Annotated in this window: 21 protein-coding genes; 6 read left to right on the plus strand and 15 right to left on the minus strand. The window is 64.2% G+C overall.

What is annotated here, in order from left to right:
• Window positions 1-254: 254 nt before the first annotated feature.
• The 5 genes from NJG22_RS10760 to colR form a co-directional block, all read right to left on the minus strand.
• Window positions 255-485 carry a hypothetical protein gene (locus tag NJG22_RS10760; RefSeq protein WP_217853062.1) on the minus strand — a complete coding sequence of 77 codons (231 nt, stop codon included), beginning with the start codon at window positions 483-485 and terminating at the stop codon, window positions 255-257.
• A complete protein-coding gene (locus tag NJG22_RS10765; RefSeq protein ID WP_253094454.1) occupies window positions 482-1,183 on the minus strand; it encodes a lipopolysaccharide kinase InaA family protein in 702 nt (233 codons plus the stop codon). The genes NJG22_RS10760 and NJG22_RS10765 overlap by 4 nt, the downstream gene beginning before the upstream one ends.
• A 6-nt stretch (window positions 1,184-1,189) precedes the next feature.
• On the minus strand, window positions 1,190-1,870 hold the full coding sequence (locus NJG22_RS10770; protein WP_253094456.1) for a class I SAM-dependent methyltransferase: 681 nt from the start codon (window positions 1,868-1,870) through the stop codon (window positions 1,190-1,192).
• Between the two features lie 108 nt (window positions 1,871-1,978).
• Window positions 1,979-3,307: a HAMP domain-containing sensor histidine kinase gene (locus NJG22_RS10775; protein WP_253094458.1), complete on the minus strand. Its 1,329-nt coding sequence runs from the start codon at window positions 3,305-3,307 to the stop codon at window positions 1,979-1,981.
• The gene (gene colR, locus NJG22_RS10780; protein WP_003255215.1) at window positions 3,297-3,980 is read right to left on the minus strand and encodes a two-component system response regulator ColR; all 684 of its coding nucleotides are present in this window, start codon (window positions 3,978-3,980) and stop codon (window positions 3,297-3,299) included. Before colR ends, NJG22_RS10775 begins: the two co-directional genes overlap by 11 nt.
• A gap of 191 nt (window positions 3,981-4,171) precedes the next feature.
• On the opposite strand from colR, the gene NJG22_RS10785 reads away from it, so the two are divergent.
• The gene (locus NJG22_RS10785) at window positions 4,172-4,900 is read left to right on the plus strand and encodes a phosphatase PAP2 family protein (RefSeq protein WP_253094461.1); all 729 of its coding nucleotides are present in this window, start codon (window positions 4,172-4,174) and stop codon (window positions 4,898-4,900) included.
• Between the two features lie 148 nt (window positions 4,901-5,048).
• On the opposite strand, the gene groL is transcribed toward NJG22_RS10785, so the two are convergent.
• From groL to NJG22_RS10810, 5 genes are all read right to left on the minus strand, one after another.
• Window positions 5,049-6,692, minus strand: coding sequence for a chaperonin GroEL (groL, locus tag NJG22_RS10790; RefSeq protein ID WP_253094463.1), 1,644 nt, complete (start codon window positions 6,690-6,692; stop codon window positions 5,049-5,051).
• A 49-nt stretch (window positions 6,693-6,741) separates the two neighbouring features.
• Window positions 6,742-7,035 carry a co-chaperone GroES gene (locus tag NJG22_RS10795; protein WP_003260750.1) on the minus strand — a complete coding sequence of 98 codons (294 nt, stop codon included), beginning with the start codon at window positions 7,033-7,035 and terminating at the stop codon, window positions 6,742-6,744.
• Window positions 7,036-7,284: 249 nt separating this feature from the next.
• Window positions 7,285-7,746, minus strand: a complete 462-nt coding sequence (locus NJG22_RS10800; RefSeq protein WP_253094465.1) for an FxsA family protein — start codon at window positions 7,744-7,746, stop codon at window positions 7,285-7,287.
• 66 nt (window positions 7,747-7,812) lie between these two features.
• Entirely contained in the window at window positions 7,813-8,544 is a 732-nt protein-coding gene (locus tag NJG22_RS10805) for a DUF2470 domain-containing protein (protein ID WP_253094467.1), read from the minus strand.
• 242 nt (window positions 8,545-8,786) lie between these two features.
• A complete protein-coding gene (locus NJG22_RS10810; RefSeq protein WP_253094468.1) occupies window positions 8,787-9,794 on the minus strand; it encodes a DUF481 domain-containing protein in 1,008 nt (335 codons plus the stop codon).
• A gap of 152 nt (window positions 9,795-9,946) precedes the next feature.
• Here NJG22_RS10810 and NJG22_RS10815 point away from each other — a divergent pair, with 152 nt between their 5' ends.
• Both NJG22_RS10815 and NJG22_RS10820 read left to right on the plus strand, forming a co-directional pair.
• The gene (locus NJG22_RS10815) at window positions 9,947-10,300 is read left to right on the plus strand and encodes an MGMT family protein (protein ID WP_253094470.1); all 354 of its coding nucleotides are present in this window, start codon (window positions 9,947-9,949) and stop codon (window positions 10,298-10,300) included.
• Between the two features lie 44 nt (window positions 10,301-10,344).
• On the plus strand, window positions 10,345-11,892 hold the full coding sequence (locus tag NJG22_RS10820; protein ID WP_253094472.1) for an AmpG family muropeptide MFS transporter: 1,548 nt from the start codon (window positions 10,345-10,347) through the stop codon (window positions 11,890-11,892).
• An 81-nt stretch (window positions 11,893-11,973) separates the two neighbouring features.
• Here NJG22_RS10820 and NJG22_RS10825 read toward each other — a convergent pair whose 3' ends face one another.
• The 3 genes from NJG22_RS10825 to NJG22_RS10835 all read right to left on the minus strand — a co-directional run bounded on the left by NJG22_RS10825 (window position 11,974) and on the right by NJG22_RS10835 (window position 14,822).
• Window positions 11,974-13,218, minus strand: a complete 1,245-nt coding sequence (locus NJG22_RS10825; protein WP_253094474.1) for an MFS transporter — start codon at window positions 13,216-13,218, stop codon at window positions 11,974-11,976.
• 167 nt (window positions 13,219-13,385) lie between these two features.
• Complete coding sequence (locus NJG22_RS10830) at window positions 13,386-14,225, minus strand: mechanosensitive ion channel family protein (protein ID WP_253094476.1); 840 nt, start codon at window positions 14,223-14,225, stop codon at window positions 13,386-13,388.
• A gap of 111 nt (window positions 14,226-14,336) precedes the next feature.
• Window positions 14,337-14,822: a YajQ family cyclic di-GMP-binding protein gene (locus NJG22_RS10835; RefSeq protein WP_011535522.1), complete on the minus strand. Its 486-nt coding sequence runs from the start codon at window positions 14,820-14,822 to the stop codon at window positions 14,337-14,339.
• Between the two features lie 100 nt (window positions 14,823-14,922).
• On the opposite strand from NJG22_RS10835, the gene NJG22_RS10840 reads away from it, so the two are divergent.
• The 3 genes from NJG22_RS10840 to NJG22_RS10850 are packed head-to-tail and all read left to right on the plus strand — an operon-like array spanning window position 14,923 to window position 18,472.
• A complete protein-coding gene (locus tag NJG22_RS10840) occupies window positions 14,923-15,840 on the plus strand; it encodes a putative 2-dehydropantoate 2-reductase (protein ID WP_253094478.1) in 918 nt (305 codons plus the stop codon).
• Window positions 15,841-15,876: 36 nt separating this feature from the next.
• The gene (locus NJG22_RS10845; RefSeq protein WP_253094480.1) at window positions 15,877-17,904 is read left to right on the plus strand and encodes an ATP-binding protein; all 2,028 of its coding nucleotides are present in this window, start codon (window positions 15,877-15,879) and stop codon (window positions 17,902-17,904) included.
• Window position 17,905: 1 nt separating this feature from the next.
• Entirely contained in the window at window positions 17,906-18,472 is a 567-nt protein-coding gene (locus NJG22_RS10850) for a cob(I)yrinic acid a,c-diamide adenosyltransferase (protein WP_253094481.1), read from the plus strand.
• A 102-nt stretch (window positions 18,473-18,574) separates the two neighbouring features.
• Here NJG22_RS10850 and NJG22_RS10855 read toward each other — a convergent pair whose 3' ends face one another.
• Both NJG22_RS10855 and NJG22_RS10860 read right to left on the minus strand, forming a co-directional pair.
• Window positions 18,575-19,519: a Nudix family hydrolase gene (locus NJG22_RS10855; protein WP_253094482.1), complete on the minus strand. Its 945-nt coding sequence runs from the start codon at window positions 19,517-19,519 to the stop codon at window positions 18,575-18,577.
• Entirely contained in the window at window positions 19,516-20,148 is a 633-nt protein-coding gene (locus tag NJG22_RS10860; RefSeq protein ID WP_253094483.1) for a glutathione S-transferase family protein, read from the minus strand. Before NJG22_RS10860 ends, NJG22_RS10855 begins: the two co-directional genes overlap by 4 nt.
• Window positions 20,149-20,224: the final 76 nt, after the last annotated feature.

Consider the following 20,224-nt stretch of genomic DNA (forward strand, 5'->3'; position numbering starts at 1 on the left):
ACATCAGCCCACATCGCTCGGGTCTTCCTGACTGGATTTCAGCGGATTCTACCGAAGACCTTGAAAGGGATGGCCGTAAGGGCGGAAAGGTGATTATGCGTCGACATCACAAATGAATGCGCATACAACTACCAAAACCAACCAACTAACCAACTAACCAACTAACCAACTAACCAACTAACCAACTAACCAAAACATGATCGCCAAAACCAAAACGCCAGGAACTTCCTGAAGCCCCTGGCGCCAGCCAGCATTTAGCCAAACGGCCGCAACCCCTGCCTCATCCCAAACAGAAACAACAACAAATCGTGATCCGGCTGCGCCCGCGCCTGGTCAGCCTTGGCCACCCGCGGCAGCGGGCACAACCCACCGACCTCGGCCTTGCTGAATACCGTAGGCCGAGGCTGCTCCCAGGCCGCCGCCGCCGCGGTGGTCACCGCCAACGCCGCCACCAGGAACAAAGCTCGAGCGATTTCTAGTTTCATTGCTCTAACCCTTTGACAGCGCTGCCAAACGCCATCTGGTAAAAATAGAGCAACGTCTGCCATTCCGCCTCATTGAACGACGAATGGCGGCGCAGTTGGCGCAAATCGTTATACGCCGCGCGCTGGCAACTGATCCGCCGCCGGCATTTCTCCAGGTCGAGCAACGCCACCTCGACCCGCGCCAGCTCCCCGTCGCCCGACACCTTGACGAACACATGCTTGCCGTACAGGCAGCCATGCTGCCAATGGCCCAGGTGCATACGCGCTAGATTGTCCGCCAGGTCCTTGAGCATGCGCTCGTGAACCGCCTGCGGATATCGATCGCGAGCGCCCTCGGCATGCCAGGTATCAAGGTCGACGAAACCCTCGAGCGCCTCGCTCACCAGCAATGCGCGCCATTGATGATCAGCATCGCGCTCGGCGCCGGCGTAAACGATGCGCGGCACCCTCACACCCAACTGCTCGAAGCTGTTCAATGCATCCAGTTCACGCAACACCGTGGGCCGGCCGAACGGGTGCAGCAGGCTGCGATAGATATGCCCGACCTGACGCTTGGCATACAGCATATGGCCGCGCTCATCGCTCAGGCGCTGTACACCACTCTCGCCACCGCGGCGCTGGTTAGGCTCCTCGACCCACTCCCCCTGCTGCTGCCAGTAATACTCGAACTGCCTGGATTCTTTCTGGGCTACCGCCATCAATTTCTACCCCTTGCGCAATACATACACTCGCCACATGGCATAGAACGGCAGGAAGTCGAGACGTTCCTGAATCCTGAAGCCAGCAGAGGAAAATTCTTCTTCAACTGTAGCCGCTGGTAACACAAACCGGTTCTGGTAGCTGTCCTGCGCTGCCCCGGCACCACGGCGAACCTCCAGCTTGCGACGTCGCCAAGCCTTGAAATTACCATCCACCCACAATGAAAGAATCACACTGTCACGGCTAACTCTTTGAAATTCTGAAAGAATTTTTTTCCGATGCGCGGGGTCACCAATGTGATGGAACAGCCGCATGCAAAAAATGCTGTCCACCGCGTTATCCGGCAGGTCAATCGCGAAGGCAGAAGTTTGCAAAGGGCGTACCCGCGCCACCACCTCTGGCGGTTGTGCCGCACAGGCTGTCTCGATCATCGCGGCAGAATTGTCCGCGCCAATGATTACCCGGTTGGGCTTTTCCGCCAGCAGCGGCCAAAAACGCCCGGCACCACAGGGCAGGTCGAGCACCAGGCCCGGTTCGCCGACAAGCGCCAGGGCACGCCGGGCCAATTGCTCGTCGCGCTGGTGGGAAAGGCGACGGGCCAGGCCATCCTGGTGCTTGAGGAAGTACTCACGGGCATGGTCCCGGTCGTATTTCTCCGAGAACGCAAGTTTGATGGGGCTACGCATTGAACATCTCCTGACTCCAGTGCGCCCCACCTTAGGCAGGCAAGCGTTGGTGTCAGGTCATGTCGATGTGAAAAATCTGTCAGAACAAGCCGCAGATGTTACCGAACGTTAATCCGGATCCAAGATGCCGTCACGCCCTTCGCTGTCCTGCACCACCGGCTTGCCTTGGCTCAGGTCTACCTGGAAGCGGCAGCCATGGGGCAGCGTCGCGGTGAGGGTCACTCGCCAGCCCTGGTCGTCACAGATCCGCTGCACCAGCGACAGGCCAAGGCCCAGGCCTTCGCCACGGCGCTCGTCACCGCGCACGAAGGGCCGGAACATGGCCTCGCGCTGTTCCTCGGGAATACCCACGCCGCTGTCCTCGACACTGAAACCATTGGCCTCCAGGCTCAGGCGGATGTAACCACCGTCGGTATAGTGGGCGGCGTTGCGCAGCAGGTTGCCCATCACCGATTGCAGGAAGGTGGCGTTGTACAACACCGGGCTGGCATTCGCTCGACCGTCGTAGTGCAGCACCAGCCCCTTCTGTTCGATGGTGTCGCGCCACACGCCGATCAAATCGTCGCCCACCTCGCGCAGGGTTGCCCGCGAGGCCACCGCGCCCTCGTCGCGCTGGGCCCGTGCCAGCATCAGGAAGGTCTTGACCAGCTCGCGCATCTCCTCGGTCGCCCGGGCAATCCGCTCGACCTGGCTACGCGCGCGGCGCTCGAGGTTGGGGTTCTCCATCAACAGCTCGCACGAGGTGGCCAGCACCATCAAGGGCGTGCGCAGTTCGTGGCTGACGTCGCTGGTGAACAGGCGCTCGCGGGTCAGGGCATCACGCAGGCGCCCTAAGGTATCGTCGAAGGCCACCGCCAGCTGGCCAACCTCGTCGGCGGCGTAGTCCGGCGCCAGCGGCGGCGCCAGGCCCAGCAACTGGTCGCGATGGCGCACCTGGCGCGCCAGGCGAATCACCGGTGCCATCACCCGCCGCGCCAGCAACCATCCGAGGATCACCGCCAGGGCCAGGCTGAGCACGAAGCCCACCACCACCACGGCGAACAGCACCCGCTCGCGCTCCTCGAAGTCGCTCTGGTCTTGCAACAGCACATAGCGCCGGCCATCGACGATCTCGACCATGGCGTGGTACGACAGCTGGTCGCGGAACACCTCGTGAAAACCGACGTCCAGGTGGCGCAGGTCCTTGGGCAGTTCGAAGTCGTCGCGCCCGCCGCTGAAGTAGAACAGCTGGTCGGGGCGCGGCCGGTGGCTCCAGTCGCTGACGCTGTCCATGCGCAGCAGGCGCTGCAGGTCACCGCCCAGTACCGACGAAATCAGGCGCTCCTCGACCAGGTGCACCGTGGCGACGATGCCGAAGGCGAAGGCCCCGGCGACCAGCGCGCTCATCAGCGCAAAGGCGATGATGATGCGCTGGGCAAGGCTCTGTCTAAACTCCATCGCGGCCCTCGGCGAGGCGATAGCCGACGCCATGGACGGTATGCAGCAAGGGCTTTTCGAACGGCTTGTCGATCACCTGGCGCAACTGGTGGACATGGCTGCGCAGGCTGTCGCTGTCCGGGCAGTCGTCGCCCCACAGGGCCTCTTCCAACACTTCGCGGCGCAGCACGTGGGGGCTTTTCTGCATCAACACGGCAAGCAGCTTGAGGCCGACCGGGTTGAGTTTGAGCAGGCGGCCCTGGCGGGTGACTTCCAGGGTATCGAGGTCGTAGCTCAGGTCGGCGACCTGCAGCGTGCGCCGCCCGCCGCCCTGGGCCCGGCGCAGCACCGCTTCGATGCGCGCGGCCAGCTCCGAGAGCGCGAATGGCTTGAGCAGGTAGTCGTCAGCCCCGGAACGGAAGCCCTGCAGACGGTCATCCAGTTGGTCGCGGGCGGTGAGCATGATCACCGGGGTATCGCGACGGGCGTCCTCGCGCAGGCGCTTGCACAGCGTGTAGCCATCGATGCCCGGGAGCATGATGTCGAGCACGATCAGGTCGTAGTGCTCGGTAGCGGCCAGGTGCAGGCCGGACAGGCCGTCCTGGGCACAATCGACGGTATAGCCCTTCATGCCGAGATAATCGGCCAGGTTGGCGAGGATATCGCGGTTGTCTTCAACCAAAAGAATGCGCATCGGGGTCTCCTGTGCGGCGCTTCGCAGGGCGCGGCAGGCGCAGCTTACGACCATCGCCCGCGGGGTGCCAGCCCTGCGCCGAATTCAGCGTACTTGACAGATTTTTCACTGATCCTTCACGGACACAGGATAGCGGGCGCACGACAATGCCCGGTCATTTTCACACCCTCCCCTCATCCACTGGAGTCACCATGCAGGCATCTGTCCGCCCTCGCCCGATCAATCCGTGGCTGTACCTGGGCATCCCTTTCGTCACCGTCGTGGCGTTGGTTCTGCTGGAATGGACCTCGCTGGACATGGACCTGGCCAAGCTGTTCTACGACCCGCTGGCCGGCGAGTTCATCGGCCGCCACAGCTACCTGCTGGAAACCATCCTGCATGACCGGGTCAAGCAAGGCGTGATCCTGCTCGGCGTGCTGAGCATCGGCGCCTTCGCCTTGAGTTTCCTGTGGTCAGGGTTGTTCAGCTGGCGCCGCGAGCTGGGCTGCCTGGTGCTGGCCCTGGCGCTGTCCACCGCCTTCGTCACCCCGCTCAAGCAGCTGACCCAGGTGCAATGCCCGTGGAGCCTGACTCAGTTCGGCGGCAAGGAAACCTACAGCAAGTTGCTCGAGCCACGGCCACCTACCGACAAACCGGGGCTGTGCTGGCCCGGTGGCCATGCGACGACCGGGTTCTGCCTGTTCGCGCTGTTCTTCGTGCTGCGCGACCGCAAGCCGCGGCTGGCGCGGGCAGCGTTGTTGCTGGCGTTTGTCGCAGGTTCAGTGTTGTCGTTGGGACGGATGATGCAAGGGGCGCACTTCTTGTCGCACAACGTGTGGACGGCGGTGTTCTGCTGGTTGATCGGCCTGGGGTCGTATTACCTGGTGCTGTATCGCCGGGCAAGACAAGACGCCCCAGTACCTCAAGGCAGCGCGGTGTAGCGGATGCCTGTGCGCTTGCGTTGCCTGCTTCGCCAGCAAGGCTGGCTACGCTGGGGCGTTTAGCGGCAACGCCAAGCCGTTGCGCGATGCTACAAACGAAAAAGCCCCGGCTCTCGCGAGCCGGGGCTTTTTCAGGGTACAGGCTGGCTTACATCATGCCGCCCATGCCACCCATGCCGCCCATGTCAGGCATGCCACCAGCAGCTGGCTTGTCTTCCGGCAGGTCGGCAACCATCGCTTCGGTGGTGATCATCAGACCGCCGATCGAAGCAGCCGCTTGCAGGGCCGAACGGGTGACCTTGGCTGGGTCCAGGATACCCATCTCGATCATGTCGCCGTATTCGCCGGTAGCGGCGTTGTAGCCGTAGTTGCCCGAACCTTGCTTGACCTTGTCAGCGACAACGCTTGGCTCGTCGCCGGCGTTGGCAGTGATCTGGCGCAGCGGGGCTTCGACAGCGCGACGCAGCAGGGCGATACCGACGTTCTGGTCTTCGTTGTCGCCTTTGAGGTCGGCAATAGCGGCCAGGGCGCGAACCAGGGCAACACCACCGCCAGGCACCACGCCTTCTTCGACGGCTGCACGGGTAGCGTGCAGGGCGTCTTCAACGCGGGCCTTCTTCTCTTTCATTTCAACTTCGGTGCCGGCACCGACCTTGATCACGGCAACACCGCCAGCCAGCTTGGCCAGGCGCTCTTGCAGCTTCTCGCGGTCGTAGTCCGAGGAAGTCTCTTCGATCTGGGCACGGATCTGCTTGACGCGTGCTTCGATGTCGGCGTCGACGCCAGCACCGTCGATGATGGTGGTGTTTTCCTTGGACAGGATGACGCGCTTGGCGTTACCCAGGTGCTCCAGGGTGGTGGTTTCCAGGGTCAGGCCGATTTCTTCGGAGATGACCTGGCCGCCGGTCAGGACAGCGATGTCCTGCAGCATGGCCTTGCGGCGGTCGCCGAAGCCCGGGGCCTTGACCGCGGCAACCTTGACGATGCCGCGCATGTTGTTGACCACCAGGGTCGCCAGGGCTTCGCCTTCGACGTCTTCAGCCACGATCAGCAGCGGACGGCCAGACTTGGCAACCGCTTCCAGCACCGGCAGCAGTTCGCGGATGTTGGAGATCTTCTTGTCGACCAGCAGCAGCAGCGGGCCTTCCAGCTCGGCAACCATGGTGTCCGGCTTGTTGACGAAGTACGGCGACAGGTAGCCACGGTCGAACTGCATGCCTTCGACGACCGACAGTTCGTTTTCCAGGCCCGAGCCTTCTTCGACGGTGATCACGCCTTCTTTACCGACTTTTTCCATGGCTTCGGCGATGATTTCACCGATGGAGTTGTCGGAGTTGGCGGAGATGGTACCTACCTGAGCGATGGCCTTGGAGTCGGCGCATGGCTTGGACAGGTTCTTCAGCTCGGCGACGACGGCGGCGGTGGCCTTGTCGATGCCGCGCTTGAGGTCCATTGGGTTCATGCCGGCAGCGACGGCTTTCAGGCCTTCGTTGACGATGGCCTGGGCCAGGACGGTAGCGGTGGTGGTGCCGTCACCGGCAGCGTCGTTGGCCTTGGAAGCGACTTCCTTGACCAGCTGGGCGCCCATGTTTTCGAAGGCGTCCTTGAGCTCGATTTCCTTGGCGACGGAAACGCCGTCCTTGGTGATGGTCGGCGCGCCGAAGCTCTTGGCCAGCACCACGTTACGGCCTTTCGGGCCCAGGGTCGCTTTTACTGCGTCAGCCAGAACGTTGACACCAACCAGCATTTTCTTACGAGCGGAATCGCCGAATTTTACGTCTTTAGCAGCCATGATCGTTTAATCCTTGAAAAATCTTTGGAGTAACGGGAAGTCGGGGAAATCAGCCTTCGATAACGGCGAGGATTTCGTTCTCGGCCATGACCAGCAGGTCTTCGCCATCGACTTTCACGGTGTTGCTGCCCGAGTAAGGGCCGAAAACCACTTTGTCACCCACTTTGACGGCCAGCGCGCGCACTTCGCCGTTGTCCAGGATGCGACCCGTGCCGACGGCGACGACTTCGCCGCGGTTCGGCTTTTCAGCGGCCGAGCCCGGCAGGACGATACCGCCAGCGGTTTTCGATTCTTCTTCGCTGCGACGGATGACGACGCGGTCATGCAGAGGACGAAGCTTCATTGTCGATCTCTCCTAAAGTGTGGTTTTCATCGGCCGGTGTCGACACCGGCGGGTTGAGGCAATCCGGCGTTGCCGGGAGTGGCCCGCCACGGGCGAACCACTTGAGTCATGTCTGGTGTCGCCACCAGAAACCTTGCGGTGACCACATACATGAGGCCGACAAAATTGATTACAAGGCTTGATAGGGAAATTTTTTCGTTCGGCCGCACTGCCGACAAAAAGCGGGGCCGCTTGGCGGCCCCTGAGGTGTCATTTATCGCGACGTTCGTACTCGCCCTCGATCACGTTCGGACGGTGGCCGCCCTCACGTGGCCGGGCCTGCGACGGATCATCCTGGAATGCCCGCTGGCGCAGGGCCTGCTCCTCGGCGCGACGACGCATCTTCGTGGCCACCAGGCGGCGGGTGAACGGCAGCAGGCAAAGCAGGCCCAGCACATCGCTGATAAAGCCCGGCAACAACAGCAAGCCACCACCGACCGCCAGCATCAGGCCCTGGAACATGTCCTCGGCGGGCAATTCGCCACGCTGCAGGCTCTCGCGGGCACGCAGGGCGGTGGCCAGGCCCGCCACGCGCATCACCAGCACACCCAGGGCGGAACCGGCGATGATCAGCAACAGCGCTGGGAAAAAACCAATGGCGGCGCTGACCTTGACGAAGACGAACAGCTCCAGCACAGGGAAGAGTAGAAACAGCAGTAGAAAAGCACGCATCAAGCATTCCTCGATGGAAGAGAATCTTCCTGTAAGACCATCAAATGGATGCCCTGCTGCCGCTTTTCAACCCTCGACCGCCACCGCCACCGGCCACTGGTCGGCGCGGGCCAGCAGTACCAAGGCCTCGCGGACTTGTGTCGGGGTATTGCAAGTTTCTGGAAACGCCAGCCAGTGGACCCCCTGGCCGATGCGCAGGTGCATGCCTTCGCTGTCGATGCCGACCATCTCGGCTGGCGCACTGCGTGGCAGGCCGCTCAGCTCGACATAATGAGCGATGGCATTGGCGTGGTCGCTGTTCATGTGCGCGATCATGCTGGCCTCGGCGGAGCCGGCAAACGGATTGCCCAGGGTCACCTGGTCGAGCCAGTGGATCGCGCCGAACCCGCCGATGTAGCGGTGACGCACCGGTTGCAGCACCCAGAAGTCGAAATCGTGGGCCTTGTGGTAATTCGCCGACTCGGGGAAGTAGCGGTAGTAGCGCGCCGCGGCCGCTTCGATGGCCGCCTCGTCGCTGAGCTTGTGGGCCTCGGCCATCACCGTCAGGCGCCCGACGGCCTGCACATCCTCTGCTTCGCGCTCGCCCACCAGCATCGAGCACTTGGGGTCCTTGAGCAGGTTGTGGGTGTGCTGGGCGATGCGGCTGATGAGGATCAGCGGATGGCCCTCGGCATCCAGGCAGTAGGGCACCACCGAGCCAAAAGGGAAGCCGGGCATCGACTTGGAATGGGTCGAGAGGACGCCGCGGTACTCCTTGAGCAGCAGTTCCCGGGCGGGACGAAGGGCGTTGGTACTCACGGGCGTGGGCTCCTGGCGGCAGACTGGATGAGTGACAAGATAAGCATTATCACCCGCCGCTGCCAGGCTCACCTATGGGATCTACGCACATCCTTGTAGGAGCGGCCTTGTGTCGCGAAAGGGCTGCGCAGCAGCCCCAGGATCTCAGCGACGAGGCAGCCATCGCCGGGGCCGCCTTGCGGCCCTATCGCGACACAAGGCCGCTCCTACAAAGAGCATGCACAGTGTTTTACCGGCTCGCCTTACCAGGTTACCCCGAACCCGGCGGTATACCGCGTCTTGTCCAGGTCGCTGTCACGCGTGCCCCTGATCACGTCCTTCTCGGCCTTGAGGTTCAACGAGGCCCATTCGGTCACCTTGTAGCGCAGCCCCATCTCGGCATCCAGCGAGTAGTCGGCGACACCGCCGAACGGCTTGCCGAACTCGCCATTGGTGAAGAACTCGACCTTCTTGCCGATCAGGTAGCGGTTGTAATCCCACTTCACCGCGGCGGAATAGAAATTGTCCTTGCCACCATCGCGGTATTCGAAATCGGTACGGTTGATCAGCGAGCCCAGGGAGAACGCGCCCAGCTCGTCATCCCAGAACTGATAACCCGGGCCGGTACCGACGGTGCGCTGGCGGGCCAGGTCCTCGATATGGTCGCGCTTGTACTCCAGGCGCCCCTGCCAGAACCACTTCTCGGTGATGAAACGGTCCAGAGCGTACTCGGCGCTCCAGTTGTTGGTGGTGGTGACGTCGTCCTTGGTCTCGCGGTTGTACTCGCCTTCGGCGTTGTGCCGCCAGCGCCCGTGGCGGGCGGTGGTCTTGAAGCTGACGTCATAGTCGTCGGTATCGTTCTCGGCGCGCTTGTAGTCCATCGCCACATCGACATTGCCTTTCCACAGAAAGTCCTCCAGCAGCGGCCGCGGCTTCATGATCTGCTCGATGCTGGCCAACTCGACGGTCTTCGGCGCCTCGCCGTTGGCCAGGGTCACCTTGCCCGGCTCGGCGGCCTTGAGCGACTTGGCCTTTTCGCCACTGTAGGCATCCTGCTTGACCAGCAGCTCCTGGTCGCTCTCCAGGGTCTGCACCTGCTTCCAGTCCAGGGCGATGGAGCCACCGTACGGGGTTTCCAACAGCAACTTGCCACCATCGAAGACTTTGATCTTGCCGCTCAGGCGGTCACCGTTCTTCATCCACACGGTGTCGGCGAACGCCGGGGCGCACAGGGAAACGGCAACGAGGCATAGCAGGGTTCTAGAATACATAAATGCAATACGGGTTCGATTCGACGAAAAAGCCGGGCATTATCCAGATACCCCGGCCCTGAGCAAGGACAGACCCACCCCATGCCGATGAGTTCCACTCGCATTTACCCAAACCGCCTGTCCGGTTTCATCCACAGGCCAGGGGCGCCGTGATGCCCACGCCGCACGCACCGCCGCCAGAAGACGCACAGGCCCGACGAATGGCGCTGTACTCGGTGCTGGGCCAGGTCCCCAGCGGCAAGGTGGTGAGCTACGGCCAACTGGCCGAGCTGGCCGGCCTTGGCCGCGCAGCGCGCTGGGTTGGCCGCACCTTGGGACAACTGCCTGGCGACACCCGCCTGCCCTGGCACCGCGTGCTCGGTGCCGGTGGCCGGCTGAGCCTGGCCTTGGGCACCCCCTCGGGCGACGAACAGCGTGCCCGCCTGCGCGCAGAAGGCGTGAATGTGGCCAATAATCGTGTGGATATGGCGCGCCATGGCTGGCGCCCGATGGAGCACAGCGGTTAGAGTGCGCGCTTTGTTTTCGCAAACCTTGAGGCAGATGTTGGCCCATGCCCCGTAAAACCTGGCGCGCTGCGCTCGCTGCCTATGCCAGCCCGTCAACCCTGGTGCTTTTGCTGCTCGGATTCGCCGCCGGCATGCCGTACATGCTGGTGTTCTCGACCCTCTCGGTGTGGCTGCGCGAGGCGGGTGTGGCGCGTGAAACCATCGGTTATGCCAGCCTGATCGGCCTGGCGTACGCCTTCAAGTGGGTGTGGTCGCCGCTGCTCGACCAGTGGCGCCTGCCGCTGCTGGGCGGCATGGGCCGGCGCCGCTCCTGGTTGCTGCTGTCGCAAGTGCTGGTGGTACTCGGGCTGATCGGCATGGGCTTCTGCGACCCGCAAAAGCACCTGTCGTGGCTGATCGCCCTGGCGGTGCTGGTGGCCTTCGCCTCGGCGACCCAGGATATCGCCGTCGACGCCTACCGCCTGGAGATCGCCGACGATCAGCGCCAGGCCGCCCTGGCCGCCAGCTACATGGCCGGTTACCGGGTCGCCGCCCTGCTCGCCACAGCCGGTGCACTGTTCTTTGCCGAATGGTTCGGTTCCACCGGTTTCAGCTACCTGCATGAAGCCTGGACCGGCACCTACGTGCTGTTTGGCGTGTTGATGCTGCCCGCCGTGTTCACCACCCTGGTGATGCGCGAACCGCCAGTGCCCCTGCGCACCCAACTGTCGGCCGCCCGCTACGGGCTGACGCACCAGCTGGCCTCGGTGTTCGTGCTGATCATCCTGCTGGTGTCGGTACCGGCCAGCTTCACCCAGATGTTCAACACCGACTGGGCCAGCGTGGTCTTCGGCGACGCGACCATGCTCGACCTGCTGCTGGAGGATCGCGCCTTCCTGCGCCTGATCCTCTACGTGCTGCTGACCTGGGCCTGCCTGTCGTCCCTGGGCCGTCGCGGCCTGGCGCCGGTGCTGACGCCGGTCAACGACTTCATCATGCGCTACCGCTGGCAGGCCCTGCTGCTGCTCGGGCTGATCGCCACCTACCGGATGTCCGACACGGTGATGGGGGTGATGGCCAACGTGTTCTACATCGACATGGGCTTCACCAAGGACCAGATCGCCAGCGTCAGCAAGATCTTCGGCCTGATCATGACCCTGGTCGGCGCCGGCGCCGGCGGCCTGCTGATCGTGCGCTTCGGTATTTTGCCGATCCTGTTCATCGGCGGCGCGGCCTCGGCGGCCACCAACATCCTGTTCCTGATGCTGGCCGACATGGGACCGAACCTGGAAATGCTGGTGGTGACCATTTCCCTGGACAACTTCAGCTCAGGCCTGGCCACCTCGGCATTCGTCGCCTACCTGTCGAGCCTGACCAACCTGAAGTTCTCGGCCACCCAATACGCCCTGCTCAGCTCGATCATGCTGCTGTTGCCGCGCCTGATCGGCGGCTACTCAGGGGTGATGGTGGAAAAGTTCGGCTATCACGATTTCTTCCTGATCACCGCCCTGCTGGGCGTGCCGACATTGATCCTGATCGCCCTGCACTGGCGCCAGGAGGCCGGCCGGGGAAAGCCGGTGCCGGTGCAGAGCCCGGCGGCTGAAACCCATTAAGCCATCGCCGGCCTCATCGCGGGGCAAGCCCGCTGCCACCCACACCTCCTGTGGACGCTGGGTGGCAGCAGTCTTGCCATGCTAACCTGCAACCACCCCTTCCCCGGAACGACCACCCACCACGAACCACAGCGGCAACAGCGCCAGCGCCCCGGCCACACCTGCGGCGACGGCAAAGTGCAGCAGGCTCGCGCCGGCGCCCAGCATCGCCAGCACCACGCCACCCAGCCCCAGCAACGCGATGGTGATCATGCCCAGCATGGCCGATACCAGGCCCTTGCTCTGTTCGCTGGAGAACAACGTCATGCGGTACAGCACGGCGTTGGCCACGCCCAGGCCCAGGGCATACAGCGACATGCCGGCCACCACGCTGGGCACCGACGACCAGCACCAAGTGGCCAGGACCATCAGCCCCAAGCCTGCCAGGTACGGCCATAACGCGCCGCGTACCAGTGCCGGCAACGGATAGCGATCGGCGATGCGGTTGATGATCAGGTTGCCGAGGATCAGCCCGGCGAATACGGGCAACTGCCACAACGCGTAGTCCATCGTGCTCAGGCCTTCGTCGTGGATCAGCAGCACCGGCGACAGGCCGATCCAGCCAATCAGCGGCAGCCCCACCAACCCCAGCGCCGCGCTGCCGGCAACGAAACGCCGGTTACCCAGCAAACGCGCATAACCGGCCAGCAGCGGCATCAGCTGAATCGGCGTGAACGGCAGGCGCGAGCCATCGCGGCGCTCCACGCCGAGGGTCTCCGGCATCAGGCGGTACAGCAGCACCCAGCACAGCACAGCGCCCAGGGCGAAGGCGACGAACAGCCAGCGCCAGTCCAGCCATTGCAGCATCAGGGTCCCCACCAGCGGGCCGAGCAACGGCGACAGCAGCGCGATATTGGCCAGCAGGGCCATCATGCGCACGGCGTCGGCCTCGCTGAAGGCTTCGTTGAGCGCCGGATAGCTGACCGTGACCACAAAGCCCAGGCCGATGCCTTGCAGCAGGCGCAGCAGGTTGAACAGGCCGATGTCCTGGACCCAGAACGTCGCCAGGCAGGCCAGGCCGAAGAACAGGCAACCCACCAGCAACATCGGGCGCCGGCCGAAACGATCGGCCAGGGGGCCGATCAGCCATTGCAGCACCACGCCACCGAGCAGGTACAGGTTCAGTGCGTGGGGGATGTATTCGGGGCTGGCCTGCAGGTCACCGACCACCACCGGCATGGCGGGCATCACGGCGTCACTGGCCAGGTAGGTCAGCAGTTCGAACAGCGCCAGGGTCAAGCCGAACAGCAAGGCGCGCAGGGGGGTGATATACAACAGAGGTTTCATGGCGGACATCAGGTATCGAGGGCGGGGTCAGGCTATATGCCAGATTTGGCAGTGCCTGTGCTGTGAACAAGTGTAAGGGCAGGAAAAGCAACATGGGGTAAGCCCATCCCCACAAGGTTGTAGGAACAGACTTACCCCACGTTGAACAGCGAGGGTGAAGGCGCGGCTTACTGCACCGCGTTCTCCTGCACCACGCGGATGACCCGCTGCGGGAACGGGATATCGATCCCTTCCGCCCTCAGGCGATCACGGGCATGCTCGTTGAGCATGAACAGCACATCCCAGTAGTCCGCGGTCTTGGTCCAAAGACGCAGCGACACGGTGATCGAGCTGTCGCCCAGGGTCGAGATCACCGCCTGCGGCGCCGGGTCCTGCAGCACCCGCGGGTCTTGCGCCAGCTCCAGCAACACGTTGCGCGCCTTCTGCAGGTCGGCGTCGTAGTCCACGCCCACGTCGAACACCACCTTGCGGGTCGGCTGGCGGTTGGTGTTGGTGATGATGCCGTTGGACAGGCTGCCATTGGGCATGATCACGGTCTTGTTGTCACCGGTACGCACCACGGTGTGGAAGATCTGGATGCTGTCCACGGTACCGCTGATGCCCTGGGCTTCGATCCAGTCACCGATACGGAACGGGCGGAACATCAGGATCAGCACGCCACCGGCAAAGTTGGCCAGGCTGCCCTGCAAGGCCAGGCCGATGGCCAGCGTGGCACCACCGATGGCGGCGACGAACGAGGTGGTTTCGATACCGATCATCGACGCCACGCTGACCATCAGCAGAATCTTCAGCACGATGTTTGCCAGGGTGCTGATGAACCCCTGCAGCGCCGCATCGGCACGCAGCCCCACCAGCTTGCCCAGCCGGGCACTGAGCTTGTTGATGATCCACCAGCCGATGGCCAGTGTCAGCAGCGCCAGCAACAGGCGGCTGCCGTATTCCATGATCAACGGAATCCAGGTTTGCGATTGGCGGACCAGCTGATCGACTTCAGCGTTCAAATCCATGTTCATCTCCTGATGCCGAACGGCAAGTGCACAGTAAAGCAGGCCGCTGAACCCTCAGCGGCCACGGGCCCCGATGGACATCAGTAGGCCATCAAGGTTCCAACGCCGTGATCAGTCGCGGAAGTTGTTGAACTGCAGCGGCATGTCGAATTCCTTGGTGCGCAGCAAGGCAATGGCTTCCTGCAAGTCGTCGCGCTTCTTGCCGGTCACGCGCACCTGCTCGCCCTGGATGGCGGCCTGGACCTTGAGCTTGCCATCCTTGATGGTGGCGACGATTTTCTTGGCCAGGTCCTTGTCGATACCCTCGCGGAACTTGGCTTCCTGCTTCTTTTCCTTGCCCGAGGCGTAGGGGTCCTTGGTTTCCAGGCATTTAACGTCGATCTTGCGCTTGACCAGCGCCAGGCGCAGGATTTCCAGCATCGCCTCGAGCTGGAACTCCTCCTCGGCGGTCAGCAGCACGGTCTGCTCCTTGTCCTTGAACTCGAAGGTGCCCTTGCCCTTCAAGTCGTAACGGCGGTCGAGGTCCTTGATGGCATTGTCGACGGCGTTCTGCACTTCGTGCTTGTCCAGTTCCGATACCACGTCGAACGAAGGCATGGTTGATCTCCAGAAAAAAAAGCGCGCTCGGCCTGAAGATGGAGCGCGTCGGGTTTGATGGTTAAAATGCGGACTCATTATAACGGGTTGCGAAACGCAGATGAGCAGCACCTGGCATATTCTCGGCGCCGGTAGCCTCGGCAGCCTCTGGGCCTGCCGGCTGGCCCGCGCCGGCAAACCGGTACGTCTGATCCTGCGCGACCCGCAGCGCCTGGCCGCCTACCAGCGCGGCGGCGGGCTGACCCTGGTCGAGCACGATGGCCAGCGCCACTATGCGATCCCTGCCGAGACCGCCAGTGCCCCCGGCCCGATCCACCGCCTGCTGGTGGCCTGCAAGGCCTACGATGCCGCCCCCGCCGTGGCGCAGCTGGCGCCGCGCCTGGCCCAGGGCGGCGAACTGGTGCTGTTGCAAAACGGCCTGGGCAGCCAGGATGAAGTCGCCGAACAGGTGCCCCACGCCCGCTGCGTGTTCGCCTCCAGCACCGAAGGCGCCTTCCGCGAGGACGACTGGCAGGTGCGCTTCGCCGGCCACGGCTTCAATTGGCTGGGCGACCCAGGCAACCCCAGCGTGCCGCACTGGTTCGACGACCTGCTCGATGCCGGCATCCCCGGCCAATGGACGCCGGACATCGCCACCCGGTTGTGGCGCAAGCTGGCGCTGAACTGCGCGATCAACCCGCTGACCGTGCTTCACGGCTGCCACAACGGCGGCTTGCTCGGCCACCTGGGCGAGGTCGACCAACTGTGCGACGAGCTCGCCGGCCTGCTGCGACGTTGCGGCCAGCCCGAGGCTGCCGAGGGCCTGCACGAAGACGTGCAACGGGTGATCGTCGCCACCGCGGCCAACTACTCTTCGATGTACCAGGACGTTCGCCATGGCCGGCGCACCGAGGTCCACTACCTGCTCGGCCATGCCTGCCGCAGTGCCGCCCGCCATGGCGCCGCGGTGCCACAGCTGGAACGCCTGTTGCGGCGCCTGGTCGATAACCTCGAGGCGCGCGGCCTGCGCAGCGACTGACGCCCCCATCCACCGATTATGGACACGCCCTGACCCATGACCCTGCGCCAACGCCTGGAAAACCTCCCGGTCGGGCAAAAGCTGCTGGCGGCCCTGCTGGTGCTGCTGGTGACCATCCTGCTGGTGGCCAACCTGGCGTTCATCAGCGCCGCCTACTGGATCACCCAGGAAAGCATGGCGCCCCAGGCCCTGCAGACCATCGGCAAGCTGGTGGCCAACCCGCAACTGTCGGCCCGCGCCGGCGAATCGCCCGACACCGCCACGGCGCTGCTCAAGGAGCTCGACAGCTACACGCCGTTGCGCGCCGCGGCCATCTACGGCGGCGACGGGCGCCTGCTGGCGCAGTTGCAGCACGGCGAGGCGCTGACCCTGCCCAAGCGCTTTCGCAACATCGACGGCTGGCGCCTCATGGAGTTTCGCAGCACCCAGCTGATCCGCCTGCCACGCAACGCCAACCCGCCTGCGCACCTGCTACTGGTGGCCAGCAGCGAGCTGCCCACCGCGTTCTATACCGGCACGCTGTCGGCCAGCCTGGCGATCCTGGTGTTCAGCGTGCTGCTGTGGCTGGTCATCGCCCGGCAGATCAAGCGCCTGATCACCCTGCCGATCAACAACCTCGAGGAGTTGTCGCGCCAGGTCACCCGCGAGGAGAGCTACGCGCTGCGCGCCCAGCGCGGCAACGACGACGAAATCGGCAGCCTGGCCGAGGCGTTCAACACCATGCTGTCGCGCATCGAGGCCCGTGAGCAGCAACTCAAGCGCACCCGTGACGAGTTCCAGGACGCCTACGACCAGGCCCAGGGCCTGGCCGAGGAAACCCGCCACACCAACCGCAAGCTGGAGCTGGAAGTCCAGGTGCGCAGCAAGATCGAGAAGAAACTCACGGGCTTTCAGAACTACCTCAACAGTATCATCGACTCTATGCCCTCGGCGCTGATCGCCCTCGACGAACAGCTCTACGTCACCCAGTGGAACCACGAAGCCACGGTGCTCTCCGGCACGCCGCTGGACGAGGCGCTGAACCAGCCGATCTTCCTCGCCTTCGAACCGCTCAAGCCGTTCCTGGCGCAGCTCAAGGAGAGCGTGGAGAAGCACCGGGTGGCCAAGATCGAGCGGGTCACCTGGCCCAAGGGCGACGAACTGCGCCATTACGCCCTGACCTTCTACCCGCTGATGGGCGGTGGCGGGCGCGGCGTGGTGATCCGCATCGACGACATCACCCAGCGCCTGTCCCTGGAAGAAATGATGGTGCAGTCGGAGAAGATGCTCTCGGTCGGCGGCCTGGCCGCCGGCATGGCCCATGAGATCAACAACCCGCTGGGGGCGATCCTGCACAACGTGCAGAACATCCGCCGGCGCCTGTCGCCAGAGCTGCCACGCAACCAGGAACAGGCCAGCGAACTAGGCATCGACCTGCCGATGGTCAACCGCTACCTGGACAGCCGCGACGTGCCGCAACTGCTCGATGGCATCCAGCAGGCCGGCGCCAGGGCGGCGAAGATCGTCACCCACATGCTCAGTTTCAGCCGCCGCAGCAATCGCCAGCTGGCACCGTGCGACCTGCCGGCACTGATCGACCAGGCGGTGGAGATCGCTGGCAACGACTTCGACCTGACCATCGGCTTCGACTTCAAGGGCCAGGCCATCGTCCGCCAGTTCGACCCCGAACTGGGCCCGGTGCCCTGCACCGCCAACGAACTGGAGCAGGTATTGCTCAACCTGCTGAAGAACGCCGCCCAGGCCATCCACCTGCGCCCGCAACCCAGCGAGCCGGGGCGCATCACCTTGCGTACCCGGCACAGCCCACCCTGGGCAGAGATCCAGGTCGAGGACAATGGCATCGGCATGCCCGAGGCGGTGCGCAAGCGCACCTTCGAGCCGTTCTTCACCACCAAGGAGATCGGCCAGGGCACCGGCCTTGGCTTGTCGGTCTCGTACTTCATCATCACCAACAACCACAAGGGGCAGATGGAAGTGCAGTCCACGCCCGGCCAGGGCACCTGCTTCACCCTGCGCCTGCCCCTGAACCCGGCCCCGCAGGCCACCACCCACACGGAGGCATGACATGGGCTATCGCCTGTCGAAGATCTACACTCGCACCGGCGACCAGGGCGAGACGGGCCTGGGCGACGGCCGTCGGGTACCCAAGGATCACCCGCGCATCGAGGCGATCGGCGAGGTGGACAGCCTCAACAGCCAGCTGGGGGTGTTGCTCGCCGGGCTGGCCGATGCCGGGCTTGGCGAGCTGATCGAGGTGCTGGCGCCTTGTCAGCATCGTTTGTTCGACCTGGGAGGCGAGCTGGCGATGCCCAGTTACCAGGCGTTGAACATTGCCGAGGTGGAGCGCCTGGAGGCGGCCATCGACCACTGGAACGAAGAATTGGGGCCACTGAAGAACTTCATTCTACCCAGCGGCTCGATGCTGGTGGCCCAGGCCCATGTCTGCCGCAGCCTGGCGCGCAGCGCGGAGCGCCGCTGCCAGCAGTTGAATGCGCTGGAGCCGTTGGCGGGGGTGGGGTTGGCGTATATCAACAGGCTTTCCGACCTGCTGTTCGTCGCAGCCCGGATCATTGGGCGGCGCCAGGGAATTGCAGAGGTATTGTGGCAGCCTGCGCCTAAACCTGAGGCTTGATATGGCCGGGGCTGCTGCGCAGCCCATCGCGACACAAGGCCGCTCCTACACGGATCCCGCGGCCTTGTGTATCGCGATGGGCCGCAAAGCGGCCCTAATGGCTCAGATCTCGGGCCAGAACGCCCGAATCCCCGCCACACCCTGCGCCCCAACCTCCCAGGCCCGCTCCCGCTCACCAGGCCCGACCCCGCCCAGCAGAAACACCGGATGGTTGATCCCGCCGATCAATCGCTGCGCCTCATCCCACCCCAGCGGCAGCGCCTCGGGATGGGTCTGGGTGGCCTGCAGCGGCGACAGGGTGACGAAATCCACGCCCATCTGCTGGGCCAGAGCCAGCTCCTCGGCGTCATGGCACGAGGCCGCCAGCCAACGCGCCCTGGGGAACGGCCGGCCCTTGGCGGCGTACTTGCGCAACTGCGCGGCGGTCAAGTGCCAGCCAGCCGACGGGAAGTCGCCCAGCCATTCCAGCGGCCCCTTGAGCATCAACTGCGCCTTGCCCGCGCACAGGCCCACCGCATCTACCGCCACATCGCGGTACTTGGGGTCGTACATGTCCGGCGCGCGCAACTGGATCAGGCGGATACCATTGGCCACGGCCTTCTGGATGCCCTTGAGCATCTGCGGTACCTCCAGCCCGTCCGGGGTGATCAGGTACTGGTCAGGCAGACGCGCGGCGGCGACGATCGGCTTGTTGGCCTCGGGGAATTCGTACTGGCCAAGGTCACGCGGCGCCACCCAGGCCAGGGGCTGGCCTTCGGCGCCATGGGGCTCGCCGGCAAAGGCGTGCACTTCACGCACATCCAGCAGCACCTGCTTGTCCGGATAATCGTGGCTGACCTTGATCAATGGTCGCGAACCCGCGACCTCGATACCCAGTTCCTCGCGCAGCTCGCGGGCCAGCGCCGCCTCGACGCCCTCGCCCACCTCCACCTTGCCACCGGGAAACTCCCACAGGCCACCCTGGTGCTGGGTGTCGGCACGCCGGGCGATCAGGATACGACCGTCGGCGCCGCGAATGACCGCAGCCACTACATGAATACGCTTCACCCTTCACGCTCCGCCAGGCCGGCCTGCTGCCAGGCCTGGAAGGCCGGCCACTGGTAGATGGTCTCGATATAGGCGGCGGCCTCGGCCGGCACCTCGACCCGATAAGTGCGCAGGCGCACGGCCACTGGGGCGAAGAAGGCATCGGCCAAGGTCGGCCGGCCGAACAGGAACGGGCCGCTATCCTTGGCCGCCAAGCGACATTCGGACCACAGCGCGACGATGCGGTCGATGTCCACCTGCACGTCCAGAGGAATATGTTCCAGGGCTTCGTCGCGTGCAAGGTCGAACGGCATGGCGCCGCGCAGGGCGAAGAAGCCGCTGTGCATCTGCGCGCAGGCCGAGCGGGCCTGGGCACGGGCGGCGACCTCCTCGGGCCAGAGCCGGGCCGCGGGGTGCTGTTCGTTGAGGTATTCGGCAATCGCCAGGGAGTCGGCGATCACGCCGTGCTCGCTCTTGAGCAGCGGCACCTTGCCGGTGGCGGAGAAGGCCAGCAGGCGCTGGCGGGTGTCGGGCTGGTTGAGTTTGACCAAGGTTTCTTCATAGCGCACGCCGGCCAGCTCGAGGGCCAGGGCGCCGCGTAGCGACCAGGAGGAATACAGCTTGTCGCCGATGATCAGGTGATAGCTCATGGTTCGGCTCCATGTTGCGGACAGTGTGCAGGAGTCGCGGGGCAAGCCCGCTCCCACGACAGTCGTGGGAGCGGGC

This window comes from Pseudomonas sp. VA159-2 (genome assembly GCF_024126635.1).
GTDB lineage: Bacteria > Pseudomonadota > Gammaproteobacteria > Pseudomonadales > Pseudomonadaceae > Aquipseudomonas > Aquipseudomonas muyukensis.